Origin of the sequence: Shewanella marina JCM 15074, assembly GCF_000614975.1 — a bacterium.
In the GTDB taxonomy this organism is placed as follows: Bacteria; Pseudomonadota; Gammaproteobacteria; order Enterobacterales; family Shewanellaceae; genus Shewanella; species Shewanella marina.
Window position 1 is genome coordinate 44,662 of the sequence record NZ_BALM01000023.1, and the last position, 22,943, is coordinate 67,604.

General features: G+C 38.6%; 13 protein-coding genes and 1 pseudogene. All 14 read left to right on the plus strand.

The genetic code is table 11. The features are described 5' to 3' along the window. Nucleotides 1-130 precede the first annotated feature (130 nt). The 14 genes and pseudogenes from JCM15074_RS15370 (at nucleotide 131) to JCM15074_RS15435 (ending at nucleotide 22,146) form a co-directional block, all read left to right on the plus strand. On the plus strand, nucleotides 131-412 hold the full coding sequence (locus JCM15074_RS15370) for a YebG family protein (protein WP_025822167.1): 282 nt from the start codon (nucleotides 131-133) through the stop codon (nucleotides 410-412). Nucleotides 413-461: 49 nt separating this feature from the next. Beyond that, nucleotides 462-920, plus strand: coding sequence for a free L-methionine (R)-S-oxide reductase MsrC (gene msrC / locus JCM15074_RS15375; RefSeq protein WP_025822169.1), 459 nt, complete (start codon nucleotides 462-464; stop codon nucleotides 918-920). Nucleotides 921-1,197: 277 nt separating this feature from the next. Beyond that, complete coding sequence (gene proQ, locus JCM15074_RS15380; protein WP_025822170.1) at nucleotides 1,198-1,821, plus strand: RNA chaperone ProQ; 624 nt, start codon at nucleotides 1,198-1,200, stop codon at nucleotides 1,819-1,821. 22 nt (nucleotides 1,822-1,843) lie between these two features. Then, a pseudogene (gene prc / locus JCM15074_RS22530) lies at nucleotides 1,844-3,893 on the plus strand (carboxy terminal-processing peptidase). Between the two features lie 221 nt (nucleotides 3,894-4,114). Then, complete coding sequence (gene pepN / locus JCM15074_RS15390; RefSeq protein ID WP_025822172.1) at nucleotides 4,115-6,676, plus strand: aminopeptidase N; 2,562 nt, start codon at nucleotides 4,115-4,117, stop codon at nucleotides 6,674-6,676. Between the two features lie 92 nt (nucleotides 6,677-6,768). Next, nucleotides 6,769-6,984, plus strand: coding sequence for a DUF2835 family protein (locus tag JCM15074_RS25665; RefSeq protein ID WP_025822174.1), 216 nt, complete (start codon nucleotides 6,769-6,771; stop codon nucleotides 6,982-6,984). A gap of 309 nt (nucleotides 6,985-7,293) precedes the next feature. Continuing rightward, nucleotides 7,294-9,333 (plus strand): DUF1302 domain-containing protein, encoded by a 2,040-nt coding sequence (locus JCM15074_RS15400; protein WP_025822176.1) that lies wholly within the window; start codon nucleotides 7,294-7,296, stop codon nucleotides 9,331-9,333. A gap of 14 nt (nucleotides 9,334-9,347) precedes the next feature. After that, a complete protein-coding gene (locus JCM15074_RS15405) occupies nucleotides 9,348-10,703 on the plus strand; it encodes a DUF1329 domain-containing protein (RefSeq protein WP_025822178.1) in 1,356 nt (451 codons plus the stop codon). Nucleotides 10,704-10,755: 52 nt separating this feature from the next. Beyond that, nucleotides 10,756-11,763 carry a WD40/YVTN/BNR-like repeat-containing protein gene (locus JCM15074_RS15410; protein ID WP_025822180.1) on the plus strand — a complete coding sequence of 336 codons (1,008 nt, stop codon included), beginning with the start codon at nucleotides 10,756-10,758 and terminating at the stop codon, nucleotides 11,761-11,763. 12 nt (nucleotides 11,764-11,775) lie between these two features. Beyond that, complete coding sequence (locus JCM15074_RS15415; RefSeq protein ID WP_025822182.1) at nucleotides 11,776-14,079, plus strand: efflux RND transporter permease subunit; 2,304 nt, start codon at nucleotides 11,776-11,778, stop codon at nucleotides 14,077-14,079. 256 nt (nucleotides 14,080-14,335) lie between these two features. Next, nucleotides 14,336-19,177, plus strand: coding sequence for an NAD-glutamate dehydrogenase (locus JCM15074_RS15420; protein WP_025822184.1), 4,842 nt, complete (start codon nucleotides 14,336-14,338; stop codon nucleotides 19,175-19,177). A gap of 68 nt (nucleotides 19,178-19,245) precedes the next feature. Continuing rightward, nucleotides 19,246-20,271, plus strand: coding sequence for a quinone-dependent dihydroorotate dehydrogenase (gene pyrD, locus JCM15074_RS15425; RefSeq protein ID WP_025822186.1), 1,026 nt, complete (start codon nucleotides 19,246-19,248; stop codon nucleotides 20,269-20,271). Between the two features lie 163 nt (nucleotides 20,272-20,434). Beyond that, the gene (locus tag JCM15074_RS15430) at nucleotides 20,435-20,968 is read left to right on the plus strand and encodes a cell division protein ZapC (RefSeq protein WP_025822188.1); all 534 of its coding nucleotides are present in this window, start codon (nucleotides 20,435-20,437) and stop codon (nucleotides 20,966-20,968) included. An 86-nt stretch (nucleotides 20,969-21,054) separates the two neighbouring features. After that, nucleotides 21,055-22,146, plus strand: a complete 1,092-nt coding sequence (locus JCM15074_RS15435) for an FUSC family protein (RefSeq protein WP_025822190.1) — start codon at nucleotides 21,055-21,057, stop codon at nucleotides 22,144-22,146. Nucleotides 22,147-22,943 lie beyond the last annotated feature (797 nt).

Sequence of the window (22,943 nt, forward strand, 5' to 3'; positions counted from 1 at the left end):
TTTTACTCAGTAAAAAACGGTACAAATGTAAGCTGTGTCATAAGAATAATATCAGAAGCAATGTAATACTTGCATCTGAAGTTTACTTTTGTCACTCTTACACTGTATATAAAAACAGTGTGAGGCATGTATGGCAGTTGTAACTCAGTTTGTTGTGGTAAGAGAAGGGGTAGAGAAAATGACATTTACATCTAAGAAGGAGGCTGATGCTTACGACAAGATGCTAGATATTGCAGATAATTTAATCCCTTTCTTAACTGATGCGGCGCTCGAGCTACCTGAGCCTGAATTAGAAAAATTAGCATTCTACTTAGCAGAGCATAAAGATGACTTAGGTTTACTATTAAAAGGGGCTCCTCTTAAAAAGCCTGTAAAAACCAAAAAGTCTGCTAAAGTGACGGCTGCGGAATAATAATGAGTTGATTTAAGCTTGTGGGTTATCGATTAAGGAATGTGATTAAATGCATGATGTAGATTATGAGTTATTGGCTCGTCAAGTTGAGCAATTGTTTGCAACAGAGGACAATTTAATCGCAGGGCTCGCCAATTTTAGTGCTTTGTTTTTTCATGAACTTGCCGATATCAATTGGCTAGGCTTTTATTTAATCGATAATGAACAGTTAGTCTTAGGGCCATTTCAAGGTAAATTAGCTTGTACTCGTATTGCGATTGGTCAAGGTGTTTGTGGCACTTCTGCGGCTAAGAATATAAGCGTACGGGTAGATGATGTGCACCAATTTGCTGGACATATTGCCTGTGATAGTGCCAGTAATTCGGAGTTAGTTATTCCATTTCGTCGTCATGGACAAGTGATAGGAGTATTGGATATTGATAGCCCAAGCTTCTCTCGTTTTACTGAAATTGACCAAGATGGCCTAGAAAAATGTCTAAATAAGCTTGAAAACTGCTTATTTGCTTAAAATGCGAACAATTTGTGTGAAATGATGGTCGCAATCGGTGTCGTCGGGATTATAATAGCGGGCAAGAGCATTAAAGCTGGATTGTAATTTGACGACTAGCAGAATGTGCGATGTAATTCACTTAGATTGTTTTTGCTATTTGTTAGCTTGAGTATCTTTGTTATATTAATTTAATGTAGGTTAATCATCTATTTGATTAGCGCGGCTAAACGACTATTTTCAATCCATTTTATGATTGGGTTGATGGGTCCTATTTTATTAAACTGTGGAAGTAATGATGGAATCAACAGAAAAGTTGACCGACACCAACGCAATTTTAGCGTATTTATATGAAACATTCCCTTTGTGCTTTATTGCTGAGGGTGAAACTAAACCATTAAAAATTGGATTGTTTCAAGATTTGGCTGAGAGGTTGGCTGATGATTCTAAAGTCAGTAAAACTCAATTACGTGTTGCACTTCGCCGCTATACAAGCAGCTGGCGTTACCTTAAGTGCATCAAAGCAGGTGCCGAGCGTATCGATTTAGATGGTAAGCCATGTGGCGAACTTGAGCAGCAGCATATTGACCATGCTCAAGCAACGCTAAAAGAAAGCCAAGACCGTGCAAAAGCTAAGCGTGATGCACAACGTGAAGCGAAAGCGCCAAAAGCAGCTAAAAAGCCAGCGAAAAAAGCTGTAGCTAACAAGCCTGCGAAGAAAGCTGTACGTGTAGAGAAAGCGCCAGTTGTCAATCTTGTTCCTGCTAAACTGGAAGAGCTAAAACAAAATCAACGCGTTAATATCAAATTAGGTAAAACACCTGTACAAGGTGTAGTACTTGATATCAATAAAGAAGATATTCATGTGCAACTTGACTCAGGATTGTCTGTCAAAGTTCGTGTAGAGCATATCTTACTGTAAATAGTTAAGGAGTAACTTGTTGATGAGAAAAATGCTTTTAGCTGTAGTTGTCGGCGGATTATTTACCAGTTCGTCAGTATGGGCATTATCGCCTACGATTCAAGTCAATGAGTTACCCCAACTAACACAGGAGCCACAGCACGCTGTGGCAAGTAAACGGGTCACTGGTCTCTATACCCGTTCACATTATCATCGTTTTGATCTAAACGATGCCTTTTCTGAGCAAATCTTCAACCGTTATCTTAAACAATTAGATTTCAGACGTAATGTATTAACCCAAGCTGATATCAATAGCTTTATGCCATATGAAAATCAGTTTGATAATATGATGAAATCTGGTGATCTAGCTCCTGCATACAAAATGTATGATTTAGTGCAAAAAAGACGTTACCAGCGTTTTGAATATGCATTATCTTTGCTTAATAAAGATAAACCGATGGATTTTGCTGTTAAAGGCGATAAATATCAATTTGATCGTGAAGATGCCGCTTGGCCAAAAAATGAAGCTGAGTTAAATGAATTATGGCGTCAACGTGTTAAATATGATGCATTAAATCTGAAAATGACGGGTAAAACGTGGCCTGAAATAGTCAATATTTTAGATAAGCGTTATAACAACGCCATTAAGCGTTTATCACAAACCAAAAGCGAAGATGTTTTTCAAGGTGTGATGAATGCGTTTTCTCGAAGTGTCGAGCCGCATACTAGCTATTTATCTCCTCGTAATGCTGAACGTTTCCAAATGGAAATGAATTTGAGTCTCGAGGGCATTGGCGCGGTATTACAAGCTGATGATGACTATACGGTCATTAAGAGCATGGTCAAAGGTGGACCGGCTGAGAAAAGTGAAAAGCTTTCACCAGAAGATAAGATTGTTGGTGTTGGTCAAGAAGGCGAAGAGATTGTTGATGTAATTGGCTGGCGTCTTGAGACGTAGTTGAGCTGATTAAAGGCCCTAAAGATAGTACTGTGACATTAGAGATCCTGCCTGAAAAAGGTGGAGCTAATGCTAAAACATTCAAAGTGACCATTAAGCGAGATAAAATTCGTTTAGAAGATCGAGCAGCGACCTCTAAAGTAGTTGAACCTAAAGAGGGACAATATGCAGGTCAAAAAATTGGGGTAATACAGATCCCTGGTTTTTACATGAATTTAACCAAAGACGTAGAAAAAGAGTTAGCTAAGCTAGAAGCTGATAAAGTTGATGGCGTTATTATTGATTTACGTCGTAATGGTGGTGGTGCGTTAACAGAAGCAACACTATTAACTGGATTATTTATCGATAAAGGTCCAGTGGTACAAATTAGAGATGCTAATGGCCGTATTTCACAAAATAGTGATCATGATGGCAAGAGTCTCTATAAAGGTCCGTTAGTCGTGATGGTTGATCGCTATAGTGCTTCGGCATCTGAAATTTTTGCTGCAGCATTACAAGATTATGATCGTGCCGTGATTGTCGGTGAGTCGACTTTTGGTAAAGGTACTGTACAGCAGCATAAGAGTTTAGGTCGAATTTATGATATGTATGATAAAGACCTTGGTCATGTGCAATATACGATTGCTAAATTTTACCGTATTAATGGCGGCAGTACCAGATTAAAGGGGTAACACCTGATATCCCATTCCCAAGTGCACTTGAAGTAGGGGAATATGGTGAAGCAGAAGAAGATAATGCATTACCATGGGATAAAATCGCGAAAGCAAAATATAATGAATTGTTTGAAATCACCCCTGCATTAGTGAGCAAATTAGATAACGAACATAAACAACGTATAAAAAATAACGTTGAGTTTGGTTACATTGCAGATGATATTGAATACTTCAAAGCACATCATGATGATAAATCTGTATCGCTAGTTGAAAGCGAGCGTGTGACAAAGCAAGATGATGAAGATAAAAAAGAGCTTGAGCGTACTAATGAACGATTACAAGCTCAAGGGCTAAAACCAGTAAAATCGTTAGATGATGTTGACGATAAGATGGAAGCGCCCGATCCTTATTTAGATGAAGCAGTACTGATCACCCTTGACTTAGCTCATATGGATCAGATTGCTCATAAAAAAACTAAATAAGATTAGTTACTAATTAAAACGCGCTTAGGCGCGTTTTTTTGTTTATATGATAACCCGTTTAATTTTAAGTTATGTTCACTTTTATCAATGAAGATAATCGATGTTTATATCAAAAATTAAACGGACTAACTAAAGACCAATATCCTCGGTAAGCGTATATTGGTGAGATACCATTGTTTTAATTTTTTTAATCACAATTTTGATTAGTTTAAGGGGCAATTATGTCGCAAGTTACTGCAAAGTTTTTGAAGGATTATCAGTCTCCTAAATTTACAATCGAGAACATCAATTTAGATGTTAATTTACTCGGTGCGCAAACTCGCGTCGTTGCTACTAGTCAGGTGCAAAGACTAGATAGCGCGGCTAAGGTGCTCGTTTTAGATGGTGAGTCATTACAGCTGAGTTCGGTAAAGATCAATGGTCAAGCGGTAGAGTATATCGAGGCTGATGGTAAGTTATCGATTACAGTTGATTTTGATCAATTTGAATTAGAAATTGTGACTATATTAGATCCTGCTGCCAACACCAGTCTTGAAGGTTTATATATGTCAGATGGGGCATATTGCACTCAATGTGAAGCAGAGGGCTTTAGACGTATTACCTATTATCTAGATCGCCCTGATGTGTTAGCCAAATTTACCGTTCGTATTGAAGCTGATAAAGCCCAATTTCCTTATTTATTAAGTAATGGCAATCCAATTGATGCTGGTGAGCTTGATGGTGGTCGTCATTTTGTTTGTTGGCAAGATCCATTTCCTAAGCCATGTTACTTATTTGCGTTAGTTGCTGGTGACTTCGACTTATTAGAAGATAAATTTACCACTCGAAGTGGTCGTGATGTTAAGTTACAAGTTTTTGTTGATAAAGGTAATTTATCAAAATCACAGCATGCGATGGCATCATTGAAAAAAGCAATGGAATGGGATGAGTCACGCTTTGGCCTAGAGTATGATTTAGATATTTATATGATTGTGGCTGTGGATTTCTTTAACATGGGCGCAATGGAAAACAAAGGTTTAAACGTTTTCAACACAAAATATGTGTTAGCCGATAAAGCGACTGCGACTGATGTGGATTATCACGGTATTGAAGCGGTAATTGGTCATGAATATTTCCATAACTGGACGGGTAACCGTATCACTTGCCGTGATTGGTTCCAATTAAGCTTAAAAGAGGGCTTAACCGTATTCCGTGACCAAGAATTTAGTTCAGATATGGGTTCTCGTGCAGTGAACCGTATTAATGCGATTAAGGTGATTAAAAACCAACAATTCGCTGAAGATACCGGTCCAATGGCGCATCCAATTCGCCCTGAATCTGTGATGGAAATGAATAATTTCTACACAGTCACGGTATACAACAAAGGCGCAGAAGTTATTCGTATGCTGCACACTTTGCTTGGCGAAGAAGGTTTCCAAGCTGGCATGCGTTTATATGTTGAGCGTCACGATGGTCATGCGGTAACTTGTGATGATTTTGTGGCTGCGATGGAAGATGCAAGTGGTGTAGATTTAGCGCTTTTCCGTCGCTGGTATAGCCAATCAGGTACGCCAATTGTAAATGTGATGGACAGTTATGATGCTAATAAGAAACGTTATACGCTGACATTAAAGCAACATACTCCGGCAACAGCCGAACAGGCAGTAAAACAAGCATTACATATCCCATTCTCAATTGAGTTATTAGCTGCGGACGGACATAGTTTATTAAATAAAGTGCTCGATTTTGTAGAAAATGAACAAGAGTTTGTATTTGATAATATTGATCAGAAGCCGTTGGTTTCACTGCTACAAGATTTTTCTGCGCCGGTGAAGTTAGTTTACAATTTTAGTATTGAACACCTTGTGCATTTAATGCAATTTGCAACAAGTGAAGTTGCACGTTGGGAAGCATCTGTAAACTTGTTTAGTCAGACGGTTTGGCAAAATGTCGCTAAGCTAGCTGCTGAGCAAGCGATGGTGGTTGATCCTCGTGTTGTTGATGCGTTTAGAGCGGTTATGTTAGCGACAGATCTTGATGCTGAGTTAGTGGCTGAAATTCTGACGTTACCAAGTCTGTCTGCATTAGTAGAACAAGTTGATAGTGTGGATTTAGATGCGTTAACGGCAGCTAGACGCTATGTTGTCGACACAATCGCGAATGAATGTGAAGATGAGTTGCTCGCTAAATATCGTCAATTAGCACAAGAGCAAACTATTGGTGCACGCGCACTTAAAAATAGCTGTTTGATACTGTTAACCAGTACTGCTGTGGATATTGATACGCTAGTACAGCAACAATATCAACAAGCAGATAATATGACAGACTCATTAGCAGCATTACAAGCAGCCAATGTCGGTGCATTAGCATGTAGACAAGCATTATTGACTGACTTTGAAGCGCAATGGAAAGATACGCCATTGGTGATGGATAAATGGTTTGCACTGCAGGCATGTTTTAATAATGAGCAAGTATTTGATGCAATCGAAAACTTAAAACAACACAGTGCGTTTAGTTTTGAAAATCCTAACCGTGTTCGCTCTATTATTGGTAGTTTTGCGATGGCTAACTTAGCGCAATTCCATCGTGTAGACGGTCGTGGCTATCAATTACTGACTGATTGGTTAATCGTGCTGAATAAAGTTAACCCACAAGTTGCCGCTAGAATGATTACACCTTTAATTCAATTTGGTAAATTTGACCAATCTCGTCAACAATTGATTAAGGTTCAATTACAGCGTTTGATGGATCTGCCTGATTTATCAAAAGACTTATATGAGAAAGTATTTAAAGCACTCGCTTAATTAATTCGTGAAAGGCCATAATATTTTATGGCCTTTCATTTTTACACGTAAATATAGGCTATTACATTCTGTCTGGAGCGTTAATTTTAGGGATGAAATTTGAGTTTCATATGGCTTTGCCAAGCCACGAATTGATTTATTATTACCAAGGCAATATTAATCAAATAGAAGTCACTTGTTTTAACGGCCAGCGACTATGGATTAATGCGCGTCACTTTCGCCAATTTGTATCAATCGAAGGTATCTATGGGCGCTTTCAATTAATCACAAATGAGCAGGGGAGTTTTGTTTCTTTAATAAAGTTTTAGAGTATTTACTTCAAACGAGTGAATGTATTATTTTTTATCCATCTTTTGCTAATATAATTTTTAAGGTCATGTTTTTTAAAAGAAACTTTTTTTACTATTAAACTCATCAAGTTACGACAGTTAGTTTTTCAAATGCTTATCTATTCTTATCCCTCTTAAAAAGCTCTAAAGTCACTGATCTTTATCTAAATTTCTTTATCCCATTACTTGCCCATTTTACAAAAAACCTGTAACAATATTGTTACTCATATGCTATTTAGTTGTTGGCATGACTATTAAAATATAAATCCGATATTCGGAGAAGCTAACATGAAGATTGTTAAACGTTTTAATCGTTCAACACTGGCATTAGGGATTTCGTCAGTTTTAACTCTTGGTTTGATGCAACCTGCAGAAGCTGTTTCTTTCAATCTTGGTGATATTGAAGGAACATTTGATTCAACATGGACTTTAGGTGCTAGTTATCGTACCGAAGAACGTGATTGGGATAACCTTATCGGTAAAGTGAATCATCCACGTTTTGATTGGAGTGGCTATTCCGCTTTTGGTAATACTAAATATACTGCTGCTGAAATTTGGGCGCAGCCAGGTTCATATTCAAGTAACAACGATCTTAGTGATTTAATGTATACCCGAGGTAAATCAACTTCTGAAATTTTTAAAGGTCTTCATGAATTATCTTTAGCATATGAGAATTTTGGTTTGTTTGCTCGTGGCATGTATTTCTATGATAAAAGACTTAATGATGGGGACTTTGGTTACCATAATCCTATTACTGGACAAGCTTTTGACCCGTGTGCAGATAAGCGTGCAGAAGAAGTTCAGTGTAAAGATATTCGTTTACTCGATGCCTTCATCTATGCGGATTTTGATTTTAATGATGGTGCCAACCCTCTGTCAGTTCGAGTGGGTAACCAGGTGGTCTCTTGGGGTGAGAGTACCTTAATCTCGCACGGTATTGGTATTATTAACCCCGTCGATTTAAATATTCTTCGTGCACCTGGCTCAGAGCTTAAAGAAGCATTTAGACCGCAGGGCATGGTGTGGGCTTCATTTGGTATTACGGACTCACTTTCTGTAGAGGCTTTTTATCAATATGAATGGGAACCCGTTTGGATCCCTGCGCCTGGTTCATACTTCTCAACTAACGATTTTGCTGGTTATGGCGGTTACGCCAATAACGCTCAGTTAGGCTTTAATGCTAACCCTGATATTCCACTCGACTTTGTGGTTGAAGAATATAATCGTTTATCACAAATGATCGCTTCTGGTCAGAATATTGATACCACGACCTTAATTAATATGGCATTAGCATATCCGACTAAAGTGACGCTAGTTGAGGATGAGGCTGAACCAGATGATGATGGTCAATATGGTGTGAAGGTTGGCTATTATGCACCTGAGTTAAATGATACCGAATTTGGTTTCTACTTTATTAATTACCATAGTCGTCGTCCATTGATTAGCGGTACTGCTGCTGATTTCTCTACTTCTTCAATGCTTCTTGATTTATCTACATTAGGCCAGAATGCTGGTCAGGTTGACCGTGATTTACTGTTAGGGCTGAATAGTTTTTCAAAAGCACAAATTGTTTATCCTGAAGATATTAAATTATATGGTTTTAGTTTTAACACATCGTTAGGCGATACCTCGGTGGCAGGTGAAATTGCCCATAGACAGGATGAACCGCTGCAGATTGATGATGTAGAGCTGCTTTTTGCTGGTATGCCACAGCAGTTAGCTAATGCAGGACTCCGCCCTGATTTAGATGGTATTTCACAGTTAAAAGGGGTTCAGGCTGGTGATACGGTTGATGGCTTTATTAGGCTTGATACCACTCAGGCTCAGATGACATTCACTCATCTACTTGGCCCGACATTAGGTGCTGATAGCTTTGTTGCATTAGCCGAAGTGGGCGGCGTGTGGATCCATGATATGCCGGGGTTTGATGAACTGCGTTTAAATGGTCCAGGTACAGGGCGCTCAGGTGGTAACCCTGATATGCCTGGTATTGTACAGGCCCTTCATAATGGACCTGAAACTAATCCATTTCCAACTGATTTTGCTTGGGGTTATCGTTTAGTCGGCAAAGCGACTTATAACAATGTGCTTGGTGCCTTTAATGTATCACCGCGAATGATCTTCTCACATGATGTTGATGGTATTACGCCAGATCCAATGTTCTTATTTACCGAAGGACGTAAATCTTTATCTGTCGGTGTCGCTGTTGATTACCAAAGTAGCTGGGGATTTGATATGTCATACAACAGTTTCTTTGGTGGTGTAGGTACAACCAATTTATTAGCTGACCGTGATTATCTGTCATTTAACGTCAAGTTTTCGATTTAATAAGGAAGATGATAATGAAGCAACATAGTTTACTTTCTTTAGCGGTCATGCTGGCTTTTACTGCCAATGCGAAAGTGTCTCAACAAGAGGCAGATCAATTAGGTAAAAACTTAACGCCACTTGGAGCTGAGCAAGCGGCAAATGCTGATGGTTCAATTCCTGAATGGAACGGTGGTTTAACTCAACCCGTTGCTGGTTATGAAAAAGGGATGCATCATCCAGATCCTTATAGTCAAGACAAGGTGTTATATACCATAACTAATGCTAATAAATCACAATATCAAAAGTTTTTAACACTGGGTCAGAATAAGTTATTTGAAACCTATCCTGATAGTTTCAAAATGAATGTTTATCAGACTCACCGCAGCGCATCAAATCCGCAATTTGTTTATGATGCAACTAAAGCGAATGCCAGCCGTGCCGAGTTAGTTGCGAATGGTAATGGTATCTCTGGCGCATCTATTGGTGTGCCGTTTCCTATTCCCGCTAATGGCTTAGAAGCTATTTGGAACCATATTCTTCGTTTTAGAGGCGTTGATATTGAAACGGCTCGAAGTCAAGCGGCTCCAACTGCGGGAGGTTCTTATACCCTAGTTGAAACAGCCGAAGAGATTCGATTCCAGTATTCACGTCCTGAAATGACGTTAGATAAACTTAAAGACGAAAATACTCTGTTCTTTTTTAAACAGGTCGTAACTCAGCCTGCAAGATTGGCGGGTACTGCGCTGCTCGTGAAAGAGACCATGGATCAAGAAGCTCAGCCACGCCAAGCTTGGACTTATAACACTGGCCAACGCCGAGTTCGTAAGGCCCCTAATGTCGCTTTTGACACGCCGGGTACAGTGTCTGATGGTTTAAGAACCACTGATGATTTTGATATGTTTAATGGTTCACCTTCGCGCTATAACTGGGAGTTGGTTGGCAAACAAGAAGTACTTATTCCATATAATGATTATCGCTTGCATTCAGATAAGCTTGATTATGAGGATATTTTGACGCCTGGGCATATTAATCCAGATCTTGTTCGTTGGGAGAAGCACCGAGTTTGGCATGTTAAAGCGACGCTAAAGCCTGGTATGCGTCATATCTATAAAACACGAGACTTCTATCTTGATGAAGATTCATGGCAGGTTTCTGTTGCGGACTTATACGATAATCGAGATGAGCTATATCGCGTTGCTTTCGCACATGGCTTGAATTATTACGAAGTGCCGACTCATTGGAGTACTTTAGAAGTATTCCATGATCTGCAGTCTCGTCGTTATATCGCCATGGGATTAGATAATGAAGGGCGTATGTATAACTTTGATGCGAAGTTAAGTTCTTCAAGCTTCACACCAGCTGCACTTCGCCGTAAAGGTATACGATAGTAGATTAGGCCCATCAAATTCGATTTGATGGGCCTTTTAATAGGATTATATTATGCTGAAAAAATGTTTTTTTAGCTTGTTTGGCCTGCTTTATGTCAGTTTTATTTCCCCAAGTTATAGTGCTAACGATCAACGACTCCAAATTCAACCATTAGCTGAAACATCTCTTCTTACAGATATTGTGGCAACACCATCCTCAATGATAACTGTTGGTCAGCATGGTCATGTCTTGCGTTATGATTATCCTAGTTCACAGTGGCGACAAGTTGAAACACCCACTAAGAGTCTGTTAACCAAAGTCTTTTTTATTGATGAAATGAAAGGTTGGGCTGTCGGCCATGACGCGACTATTTTACATACTGCTGATGGTGGCTTGACTTGGAAAATGCAGATGTTTGCACCTGAGCTGGAGAAACCTTTTTTAGATGTACTTTTTTTCGATGCTCAACACGGGGTAGCCGTGGGGGCTTATGGTCTTTTTTATCGAACAATTGATGGCGGCCAGCATTGGAGTGAAGAGTTTCATCAAGAATTATTGTTTGAAGAAGATATTGCATATTTGGCTGAGCTTAAAACTGAGAATGAGCAACTTTATTTAAGTGAACGTGAAGCCTTGCTACCACATTTTAATCGTATTGAACGCATAGATGAGCAACATTTAATGGTTGTTGGAGAATTAGGGTTGATTGCTATATCAGCAGATCAAGGGCATCTATTTTCAGCGGTAGACAGTCCTTATGAGGGCTCATTCTTTAATATTCTTAACACTGGCAACGCTCTATATGTGATGGGGTTAAGAGGACATCTATTTAAAACTGTTTGGCCTGATATGCAATGGTTACAAATTTCGACACCATCTCAAACATCAATTAATGCTGCGTTAGCTCAGCCAGATTCCATTACAACAGTCGGTAACGGTGGTGTGATTATGAATGTGACTAAAGCTGATGTCGCCACGATTGAGTCACAGCAACTAGGACAAGATATTGTGGCACTAGCTATCGACAAGTTGGGTGATATTTGGGTGGTGGGCAGTAAAGGCGTACAACAATTAAAATAATAAGGTACCAATATGTTTAATCGAGGTTTGCTCGCATTCGAAAATTTTCTTTTTAAGCAAAGAGCATTTGTCATTGCGGTGTTTATATTGCTAACACTTGTGCTTGGTTTTTTTGCCAGTCAACTTAAAATGGATGCGGCATTTATTAAAAATATTCCGTTAAATCATAGTTATATGCAGACCTATTTAAAACATCAAAAACAATTTGGTGGGGCAAATAACATTATGGTTGCTATTGAAGATAGTCGTGGTGATATTTTTAACGAAACCTTTTTTGATACCTTAAAACAAATTCATGACCAACTATTTTTTATTCCAGGCGTTAATCGGGCCCAAGTACAGTCGATATTTTCGCCATCAACTCGTTTTACTGAAGTCGTTGAAGATGGTTTTGCTGGTGGTCCCGTCATTCCTGCCGATTTTACTACAACAGAGGCAGGATTGACTGTTGTTAGAAATAATATCGATAAGGCTGGTATTGTGGGTCGTTTGATTGCTGAAGATTACAGTGCAGCAATGGTAAAAGCACAATTATTAGACTTTGATCCACAAACGGGTGAACCGCTTGATACTCTTAAATTTGCTAAGCAATTAGAACAACAATTAAGACAGCAATTTGAGAATGAACATATTAAGGTTCATATTATCGGTTTTGCTAAGATGGCGGGTGATATTGCTGATGGTGCTAAGGGGGTACTGCTTTTCTTTGTCATTGCTATCGCTATTACGGCGATAATGGTTTATCTGTTTTCAAAATCGATTTTACTGACAGCTTTACCTCTTGCTTGTAGTTTGATTGCAGTTATTTGGCAGCTAGGCCTTTTAACTGTTGTCGGCTTTGGTTTAGATCCCATGTCGATACTCGTACCATTCTTAGTGTTTGCCATCGGGGTAAGCCATGGTGTGCAAATGATCAATGCTGTGCGTAAGAAAGTAATATCTGGTTTAACAACTTATCAAGCTGCCAGTGCTGCTTGCCTTAGTTTACTCGTGCCTGGTGGTGTCGCTTTGCTCTCCGATACTGTCGGATTTATGACCTTGTTGACGATTGATATCGGTATTATTAGAGAGCTGGCTATTTCAGCATCTTTGGGTGTTGCAGTCATTATTTTTACTAATTTAATCTTATTACCACTACTTTTATCTTATTGTAATCTTTCGTTTTCTGTTAATACGGCTGCGGAAGATAAGGTGAATAAAAGATGGTATCGATTATCTTTATTTGCGACACCTAAATGTGCGGTGATCATTCTAGTGTTATCTGCACTTATATATGGTTTTGGGCTACAACAGTCGGCCAATATGAAGATTGGTGATCTACAAGGTGGCGCGCCAGCGCTGCATCATGACTCGCGTTACAATATCGATACTTTTTATATTGCTGATAATTTTTCGATTACTACTGATGTGATCTCCATAATTGTTGAGGCATTTCCAGAAGCGTGTACTTATCATCACGTGTTAAGCAAAATCGATGATATGGAATGGCAATTAGCCAATGTTGCAGGGGTAACTTCTACAGCAAGTTTAGCGTCTGTGGCAAAAAGGGTAAATGCAGGCTTTAATGAAGGAAATCCTAAATGGACTGTATTGCCTAAAAATACGGCAAGTTTAGTTCAAGCTGTTGGGCGAGTGCCGACAACATCAGGATTACTCAATAATGATTGTTCGGTTATGCCGATATATTTGTTTTTAACCGATCATAAAGCCGAAACGATTGAGACGGTTGTCGCTGAAGTAAAACGACTTGCAACAGTAATGAATGATGAACAATTGAAATTTAAATTAGCATCGGGTCCAGTTGGTGTGATGGCTGCCACCAATGAAGCAGTAGCAAAGGCTCAAGTTCCTATGATGTTGTACGTATATGGGGCTGTTTTTTTACTTTGTTTAGTGAGTTTTAGATCGTTAAAAGCGACTATTGCGGTTATTTTGCCTTTATATATTGTGTCGACTTTGGCACAGGCATTAATGACATATTTAAATATTGGCCTCGCGGTGAGTACTTTGCCTGTTATTGCTCTAGGTGTTGGTATTGGGGTCGATTATGGGATCTACATTTTATCGACCATGGTGATGAAGTTACGCCAAGGACAAGGGGTGCAACAAGCTTATTATGAAGCGTTAGTGGAAAGAGGTAGTGCTGTGATACTAACCGGACTAACACTTGCTATTGGTGTCAGTACTTGGTTTTTCTCAGCATTAAAATTCCAAATGGATATGGGAATTTTGCTTACTTTTATGTTTTTAGTAAATATGCTTGCTGCAATAATCATTTTACCTGCAATTGCAACTTTTTTATGGAGAAAATCATAAAGATAAGTTAATAAATTAAGTTCTTATTTAGATGAAAGTGTGAATAGTTAATCAGTTAACTCGTGTTTTATTTCAATCATAAGACTGATCTATTTGTTTTTATTATTATCTTTAACATTTTTTATCCAAAAACATCTCGAAATATGTGATATTTAGTAATAGACTTTTAACACGCTCTAAATGGTAGAGTTAGATTTAGGCGGTTTAAAGCTAAAAAACTTCACGTGCAGCCATAGACGCATAAGGAATCAGCAACATGGCCTTAAAAGATGCAATGCCCTCAGTATTACTGGAAAACGTAGTGAAACTAATTCGTTCAAAAGTACCTCAGACGCAAGCCAAGCAAGTAGAGCAATTCGCTGCTTGTTTATACACTCACATGTCGAAAGATGATCTAAATGCTCGTAATGATAGCGATTTATACGGCGCAGTGTTGAGCTTATGGAACGCATTAAATAAGACACCAGTTGGCAAAACTCATATTAGAGTCTTTAATCCTAATCAATCTAAGCATGGGTGGCAGTCGACCCATTCCATTATTGAAATTATCCAACCCGATATGCCATTTTTAGTTGATTCAGTTGGGATGGCATTAAATCGTAAAGGTATCACTGCTCATATGATGTTGCATACGCCATTAGCGATTGCGAGATCAGGTAAGCAGATTAATGGTGTTACTTTTGTACAAGATAGCCCAAGTGATGCAGATAACGTTGCAGTATGTTTGATGGAAATCGATCGTCAAAGCTGTGATTTGGACATTGAAGAGCTTGAACAAGAGTTACAAGCAGTACTACGTGATGTACATTGTTCGGTTAATGAATGGAAGCAGATGTCAGAGAAACTGACGACTGTTATTGATAAATTACCAAAAGAGCCTTTTCCAGGCGAACCGCATGAAATGGATGAAGCGGTTCGTTTTTTAAGTTATCTGAATAATCACCACTTTACGTTACTGGGTTATCGTCAATATGACCTAAAAAAAGTAGAAGGTGATATTGAATTAGTGCCGAATATGAAAACCAGTATGGGTTTACTTAATCGTCCTGATAAAGAGCATTCAGAACAAAAAGTGTTGTTATCAACGTTTTCTGACTTTGCCCGTAAACAAGCACTTGATCAAAGTTTACTTATGCTGACTAAGAGCAGCAATAAGAGTACGGTTCATCGTCCTGCATATGTGGATTATATTGGAATTAAGCGATTTGATAAAAAAGGGAATGTTATCGGTGAACATCGTTTCATTGGTTTGTATGCTTCTAATTTATATAATCGTAGTCCGCGAGAAATTCCATTACTAGCTGAAAAAGTCCAGCGTATTTTAGATATGTCAGGCTTGACGCCTCGTTCGCATGATTATAAAGCGCTGATGAACATCCTTGAAACTTTGCCTCGTGATGAGCTTATTCAAGCCAACACTGAAGAGTTAGCAAGTGTTGCTCATGGTGTGCTTGATATGCAAGATCGCGATAAATTAAAGCTATTTGTTCGAAAGGATGGCTTTGGTCGTTTCTTCTCATGCATGGTCTATGTATCAAAAGATCGTTATAACACTAAGTTACGTGAAGATAGTCAGGTCATTTTAGCTCGCCACTTTGGTACTAAAGAGACTGTCGAGTTCACGACTTATTTCTCAGAATCTAGTCTTGCTCGAACACATTATATTGTGAAAGTTGATAATAATAATATCGAATACGATGTTGATGAAATTGAGAACAATCTCAGTGAGGCTGCACGCTCTTGGGAAGATAAACTTACCATCGCGCTAAATAATACCTCTGGTGAAGAGCAGGGAACACATTTAGCGAAGCGTTACGCTAATGCGTTTTCTCGTAGCTATAAAGAAGATGTGCTGGCAAACTCTGCAGTAGTTGATATTCAACACCTTGAAGAGTTAGATGATCAGCATAAATTAGGTATGTTGTTTTATCAGCCACAAGAAACCTTGTTAGATGAAAATACTGTACGTCTAAAGTTATTCCATAAAGATGAACCAATCCATCTATCAGATGTATTGCCGATGCTTGAAAACTTTGGTTTGAAAGTGATTAATGAAAGACCTTATCAGGTTATTACTGCTGATAATGCAACTTTCTGGATCCTTGATTTCTCTATGACAGTGAATGGCCGTAAGATTGATAATCTTGCAGATATACAAGGCCGTTTCCAAGATTCATTAGATCAAGTATGGAATAAGAAACTTGAAGATGATGGCTTTAACCGAATTGTGCTATCGACAGGCTTAACTGGCCGAGAGGTATCGATAGTCCGTGGTTATGCTAAGTACATGCGCCAAATTGATGCGACATTCAGCCAATCTTACATTGAAGAAACCTTTAATCGTTATCCGCAGATTGCTGAATTATTAGTACAGATGTTTGTGACGAAATTTAATCCATCACTTGAGACTCGTGATTTACAAGTATTGCTGGAGCAAGTAGATGAACATCTTGATGCAGTATCAAGCCTTGATGATGATCGAATTATTCGACGTTATTTAGATCTGATTAATGCTACTTTACGGACTAACTTCTACCAAGAGATTGATGGACAACCTAAGCCATATATTTCATTTAAGTTTGCACCAGAGCAAATCCCTGAAATGCCGAAACCACTGCCAAAATATGAAATTTTCGTATATTCGCCTCGTGTCGAAGGTGTGCATTTACGTGGCGGTAAAGTGGCTCGCGGTGGTTTACGTTGGTCAGACCGTCGTGAGGATTTCCGTACGGAAGTACTTGGTCTAGTCAAAGCGCAACAAGTTAAGAATACCGTGATTGTACCTGTGGGTGCAAAAGGTGGTTTTGTTTGTAAACAGCTACCGACAGAAGGTGGACGTGAAGCTTTCTTCACTGAAGGACAAGAGTGTTACAAGCTGTTCATTCGTGGTTTGTTGGATATTTCAGACAATATTATTAATGGTGATGTTGTTCCGCCGAAAAATGTAGTACGCCATGATGAAGATGATCCATATTTGGTTGTTGCTGCAGATAAAGGAACCGCAACCTTCTCTGATATTGCTAATGCGATTGCGATTGAATATGGCTTCTGGCTTGGTGATGCGTTTGCGTCTGGTGGTAGTAATGGTTACGACCACAAGAAAATGGGTATTACCGCTCGTGGTGCGTGGGAGTCAGTTAAACGTCACTTCCGTGAAATGGGAATCGATTGCCAAACTACAGACTTTACCTGTGTTGCAGTAGGTGATATGGCTGGTGATGTATTTGGTAATGGTATGCTGTTATCTCGTCATACACGATTAGTGGCTGCATTTAACCATATGCATATCTTTATTGACCCTAATCCAGATGCAGAAACAAGCTATGTAGAACGTGAGCGCCTATTTGCTCTGCCACGTTCTAGTTGGGAAGATTACAATACCAAGTTGATTTCTAAAGGTGGTGGAATATTCCAACGTTCGGCTAAATCAATTCCGTTAAGCAAAGAAATTAAAACGATGCTTAATACGGATAAAGCATCAATGACGCCAATTGAATTGCTTAAGACACTATTAAAGATGGAAGTTGATTTAATCTGGAATGGTGGTATCGGAACGTATGTAAAAGCAACTAGCGAAACTCATGCCGAAGTCGGTGATCGCGCTAATGATAATCTGCGTGTTAACGGTAATGAAGTTCGTGCCAAAATCATTGGTGAGGGTGGCAATTTAGGCTGTACCCAACTTGGTCGTATTGAATATTGTGCCAACGGTGGCCGTATGAATACTGACTTTGTCGATAATGTTGGTGGGGTAGACTGCTCTGATAACGAAGTTAATATTAAGATTCTCTTGAATGCCCTTGTTGCTGATGGTGAGTTAACGCTTAAACAGCGTAATAACTTGCTTGAAGAGATGACTGATGAAGTGAGTTCAATTGTACTACAAGATTGTAAAGATCAAACTCGTACAATCTCTATCACGCAAGCTCGTGGCAATGAACAGCTTAAAGAACAGATCCGCTATATTCATTATCTTGAAAAAGATGGTAAGTTGGATAGAGCTCTTGAGTTTTTACCATCAGAAGATGAACTAGCAGATCGATTAGCTGGTGGCCGTCCACTGACTCGCCCTGAATTATCTGTGTTAGTAGCGTACTCTAAGATGGTACTAAAAGAGCAATTATTAACAGCTGAAATCACTGACGATAAGTTCTTGGGACAATTGCTAATCAATTACTTCCCACAAAAGCTACAAGATCGTTATAGTGAGCAGATGGTGAATCATCCACTACGTGGTGAAATTATAGCGACATCACTGGCAAATGAACTTGTCAATGATATGGGCTTTAATTTTGTTCAGCGTATGCAAGATGAGACTGGTGCCTCAGTTGCTGATGCTGCAATTTGTTATACTTGCGCCCGTGAAGTATATGGATTGGCTGATATTACTAAACAAATTACCAGTTTAAATGGTAAGATTTGTGCTGATGTTCAAGCTGAGATGTTACATCAGGTACGTCGTAATTTACGTCGTGCTTGTAGATGGTTCCTACGCCATCGTAATCGCGCTTGGAATATTGAACAGACTGTCGCTTTCTTTAAGCCTGTATTTGATGAATTGAAACAAACAGTGAATCAACATATGGCGAAAGATGAAGTTAAGGTGCTTAACGGTCATGTCGATAGGCTGGTAAAACAGGATGTTCCTGAGGAATTAGCACGTACCATTAGCAACATGAGTAGTTTATTCTCGTCGTTGGATATTGCTCAGATTGCGCAGCTTGAAAGTAAATCTGTTAGTTTAGTGGCAGAGACTTACTTTAAGCTTGGTGCTCGAGTAGAGTTGCATTGGTTCTTAGATCAAATCAGTGCTCAACCAGCGACTAACCATTGGCAAGCGCTCGCAAGAGCTGCATTCCGTGAAGAGTTAGATTGGCAACAACGTGCATTGACATCAGTAGTACTGCATCAATGTACAGATTCATGTCAAGCAGAGACGATCATTGAGCAGTGGTTAGGTAAGAACCAGTTGTTACTTGTACGTTGGTTCCATATGCTTGCAGACTTTAAGACTTCTAAGAGTCATGAGTTTGCAAAATTCTCGGTGGCTTTAAGAGAACTAAACTTATTGATCCTGCATTGCGAGGGTCAAAAGTAGAATAATTAAATTAAAGTAACTTAAGCCCCGGCCATTATGCTGGGGCTTTTTTAGGTCTAGGAGAAAAAATGTTTTACAAAATCGCGCAAAAATTCATGTTTCAAATGGATCCTGAAAAGGCGCACAATTTTGCTATGTGGAATTTAAGCAAGACTGCTAATACCCCGCTAAATTGTTTTTATGCTCAAAATATTACTCCTGCGCCTGTAACCTGTATGGGTATTACGTTTACCAATCCTGTTGGATTAGCAGCAGGTATGGATAAAGATGGCGAGGCAATCGATGCGTTTGCAGCTATGGGCTTTGGTCATATTGAAGTTGGTACCGTTACACCACGACCTCAACCGGGCAATGAGGCACCACGTTGTTTCCGTATTAAGCCTGCCAAAGCGATTATTAACCGTATGGGCTTTAATAATAAAGGCGTTGACTACCTAATTGAGCGTTTAAAAGAGAAACGTTCAGATATCAAAGTGGGCGTTAATATTGGTAAGAATCGTGATACGCCAGTTGAACAGGGTAAAGACGATTATTTAATCTGTATGGAAAAAGTTTACCAATACGCTGATTATATTGCGGTAAATATTTCATCGCCAAATACTCCTGGTTTGAGAACACTTCAGTATGGTGATTTATTAGATGATCTACTTGGATCGCTAAAATCAATGCAAACTGATCTAGCGAAGCAGCATAACAAGTATGTTCCGATCGCATTAAAAATTGCACCAGACTTGACCATAGAAGAAATTGAGGCGATTGCAGCTTCACTAATTAAAAATAATTTTGATGGTGCTATTGCGACAAATACAACACTAAGTCGAGATGGTGTGAGTGGTTTAGCTAATTCAACTGAAACTGGTGGATTGAGTGGTAAGCCATTGAATGAATTATCAACTAAGGTAATTAAACGACTTGCAAACTGTTTAGATAACAAAATGCCAATTATTGGTGTCGGTGGTATTAACAGTGCTGAAGATGCGTTAGCTAAATTTGATGCAGGTGCTGAAATAGTACAAATTTATTCAGGCTTCATTTATCAAGGTCCAGGGCTAATTGAAGAAATTAGTGATGCATTTAGAGCTAAAACCTTGTAACTGATCGAAAAACGATCTGCAAATAGATAAATCGATCGCAAAAGTGTAAGTTGCGATCGATTTAATTTGTTGTTATTTAACAAAATTTTAATAAAAACCTTTGTTATCGAACAAAAATTACTCTATCATTCGCTTATAAGAATATGTATTGGAATTGCCCTTTATGTTATTAATGCCACAAAAGGATTGGCTGTGGACATATAACGATACTTATGATGTGTTAAGCGTTTCGTTAGGTAATGAGATGGAATTTCTCACTGTTTATACCTCGAAGTTGCTTATCCCTGATGCTATCGGTACTAATGAATTTAGTATGGAACACGCCAAATTTTACATTGAATTACTTGATAAGCTGCCTAAATATATTCGGGTTAGTGACGCAGCTTTAGTGCAAATTGTACTAAATGCAACTGCTGGCCATTTTTTATTAAAGCCACAAATGCCAAAGTCATGGTTTTTTGAACATAGCCAATATCTGGTTTATGCCGATATTGGTAAAGCATTTAATTTGAAGACTGGGCTGGATTCTGGATTGTGTATTATCATTGATTCCGGTTTGCAAGCATCTGTTATTATGCTGCTTAGTCAATCGTTACAATTAACAGAAACTAAATCTATGCAGCAATTTGATACGATTAAAGTGATGCATGATAGATTACATCCATTAATATCCCAAAAACAGATTGTCGCTGCATAAGTTAAAATTTATATATTTACAGCAAAAACTGTTAATTTCTGCAATAATTCGCGAGTAATCTATTATTTGCGGAGTCTCCTTACATCATGTCTGTTTTTAGTGCATCGTCACGTTTTGCTTCATTTGTTTATGATCACTTTAGAATTATTCACGCCCTGAAGCTTGGTATTGCACTATTTATTGCTGCATCAATTAATTATTTCTTCAAGTTACCACATTTTATTTGGAGCATGGTCACGATTGTGATCATTATGATGAGCCTGCCACAGGTTGGTGGTGCAATAGAAAAATCTTTACAAAGAGCGGTAGGGACGACTTTAGGTGCAGCTTATGGCGTACTTTTAATTGCACTGTTTCATGAATACTGGGCAGTCATGGGATTTTTAATTATTGGGGTTATGTCGATAAGCTATATTTGTTCTGGACGGTATAGTTATGCTTATTTAGTGGCAGGTTTTACCATGATCATTGTTATAGGCGATGCTAATCATGATACTTCTGAAGCTATTTGGCGTACGACTAACATTTTACTAGGTTGTGTTATTGCGATGGTGGTATCACTGTTAGTGTTACCAATTAAAGCCAAGCAAGACTGGCGTAGTCAATTTTCTAATGCGATTGGTATGATGTCTAACTTGCTTGCTTTACATATTCAAGCTAAGCCAGAGTATGTACAAGAAAATCAAAAAGCATTAGAAAAAGTGATGAAGGCTGTATTAGATCAAAAGAAACTTTTCTTTTCACTTGAATGGGAAAGCACTACTCTCAAAAGACATAAAATTGAGCTAGAAAAATTAGTTCAAGCGCAAGTGCGAATGGTGACGTTACTTGAACTGTTGCTACAAACAAAATGGCAAGAACATGAAGATGCGGCTTTTGATAAAGTCAATCAACAGGCGCAGTTGCTTGTAGGTTATTTAGATGAGCTAATCAATTTTGCTAATGGTAAAGCTGATAATTTACCCCCAATACCTGATGATTTCGATCAACAGTTATATCAAGCATTACAGCAACAGCTTAATTTAGAGCAGACTGAACATTTTGCGTTGTCAGGTTACGCATGGTTAGTTTATCAATTATCTAGGACTATTCTGAATATATATACTCAAGTTAGATTGATTGAACAAGCTTATATCGATAAGCCGAAGCTCTTACAAATCCATAAAAAGAATAGTTAGTGATAATCCCGTATAGAGATATACGGGATTTTTTTATCTAATATTATTAGTATTAGAAGTGATTTTTCCTAACTAAACCATAATATACATCAATTTAATGTAGTTCGAGATACACCAGCTAATTTTTGCTGAAGCTGTCAGGATTTGGATTTATTCAATGAAAATTCAATGGATCTAAAATAAATGAGTAGCAGTAGGGCTGATTACATTTATTAGGATAATAAGACTTTTGTGTGCTCGTATAGAGAGTTGAACCAGATGAAATAACGTTCAGTTTCATCCTGTACTTGATAACATTCTAAGTTTTTATTTTTGATGTAATAAATATAATGGGTTGGTACTCGATTGGTTACGGGAGCCAGATTTGATTAAAAGCCAACGACCTTCGATTCTTTATGAAGAGAGTTGAGCCAGGCGAACTACTATACTGCTCCATATTGACTGGAAGTGTTATTTTTTAGATACAAAAAATCAGCATTAAGCTGACCTAGAAGTGGTTGCAAGAGTAGGTTAGACCTTCGACTTGCGGTTAATAAGAGCTGAGCCCGAGGCTTATTACTTATTAAAGATTGGTTGCGGAAGCCAGATTTGAACTGACGACCTTCGATTCTTTATGAAGAGAGTTGAGCCCGGCGAGCTAGCTATACTGCTTCATATTGACTGGAAGTGTTATTTTTTAGATACAAAAAAATCAGCATTAAGCTGACCTAGAAGTGGCTGCAAGAGTAGGTTTGACCTTCGACTTGCGGTTAATAAGAGCTGAGCCAGAGGGCTTATTTCTTATTAAAGAAGTGGTT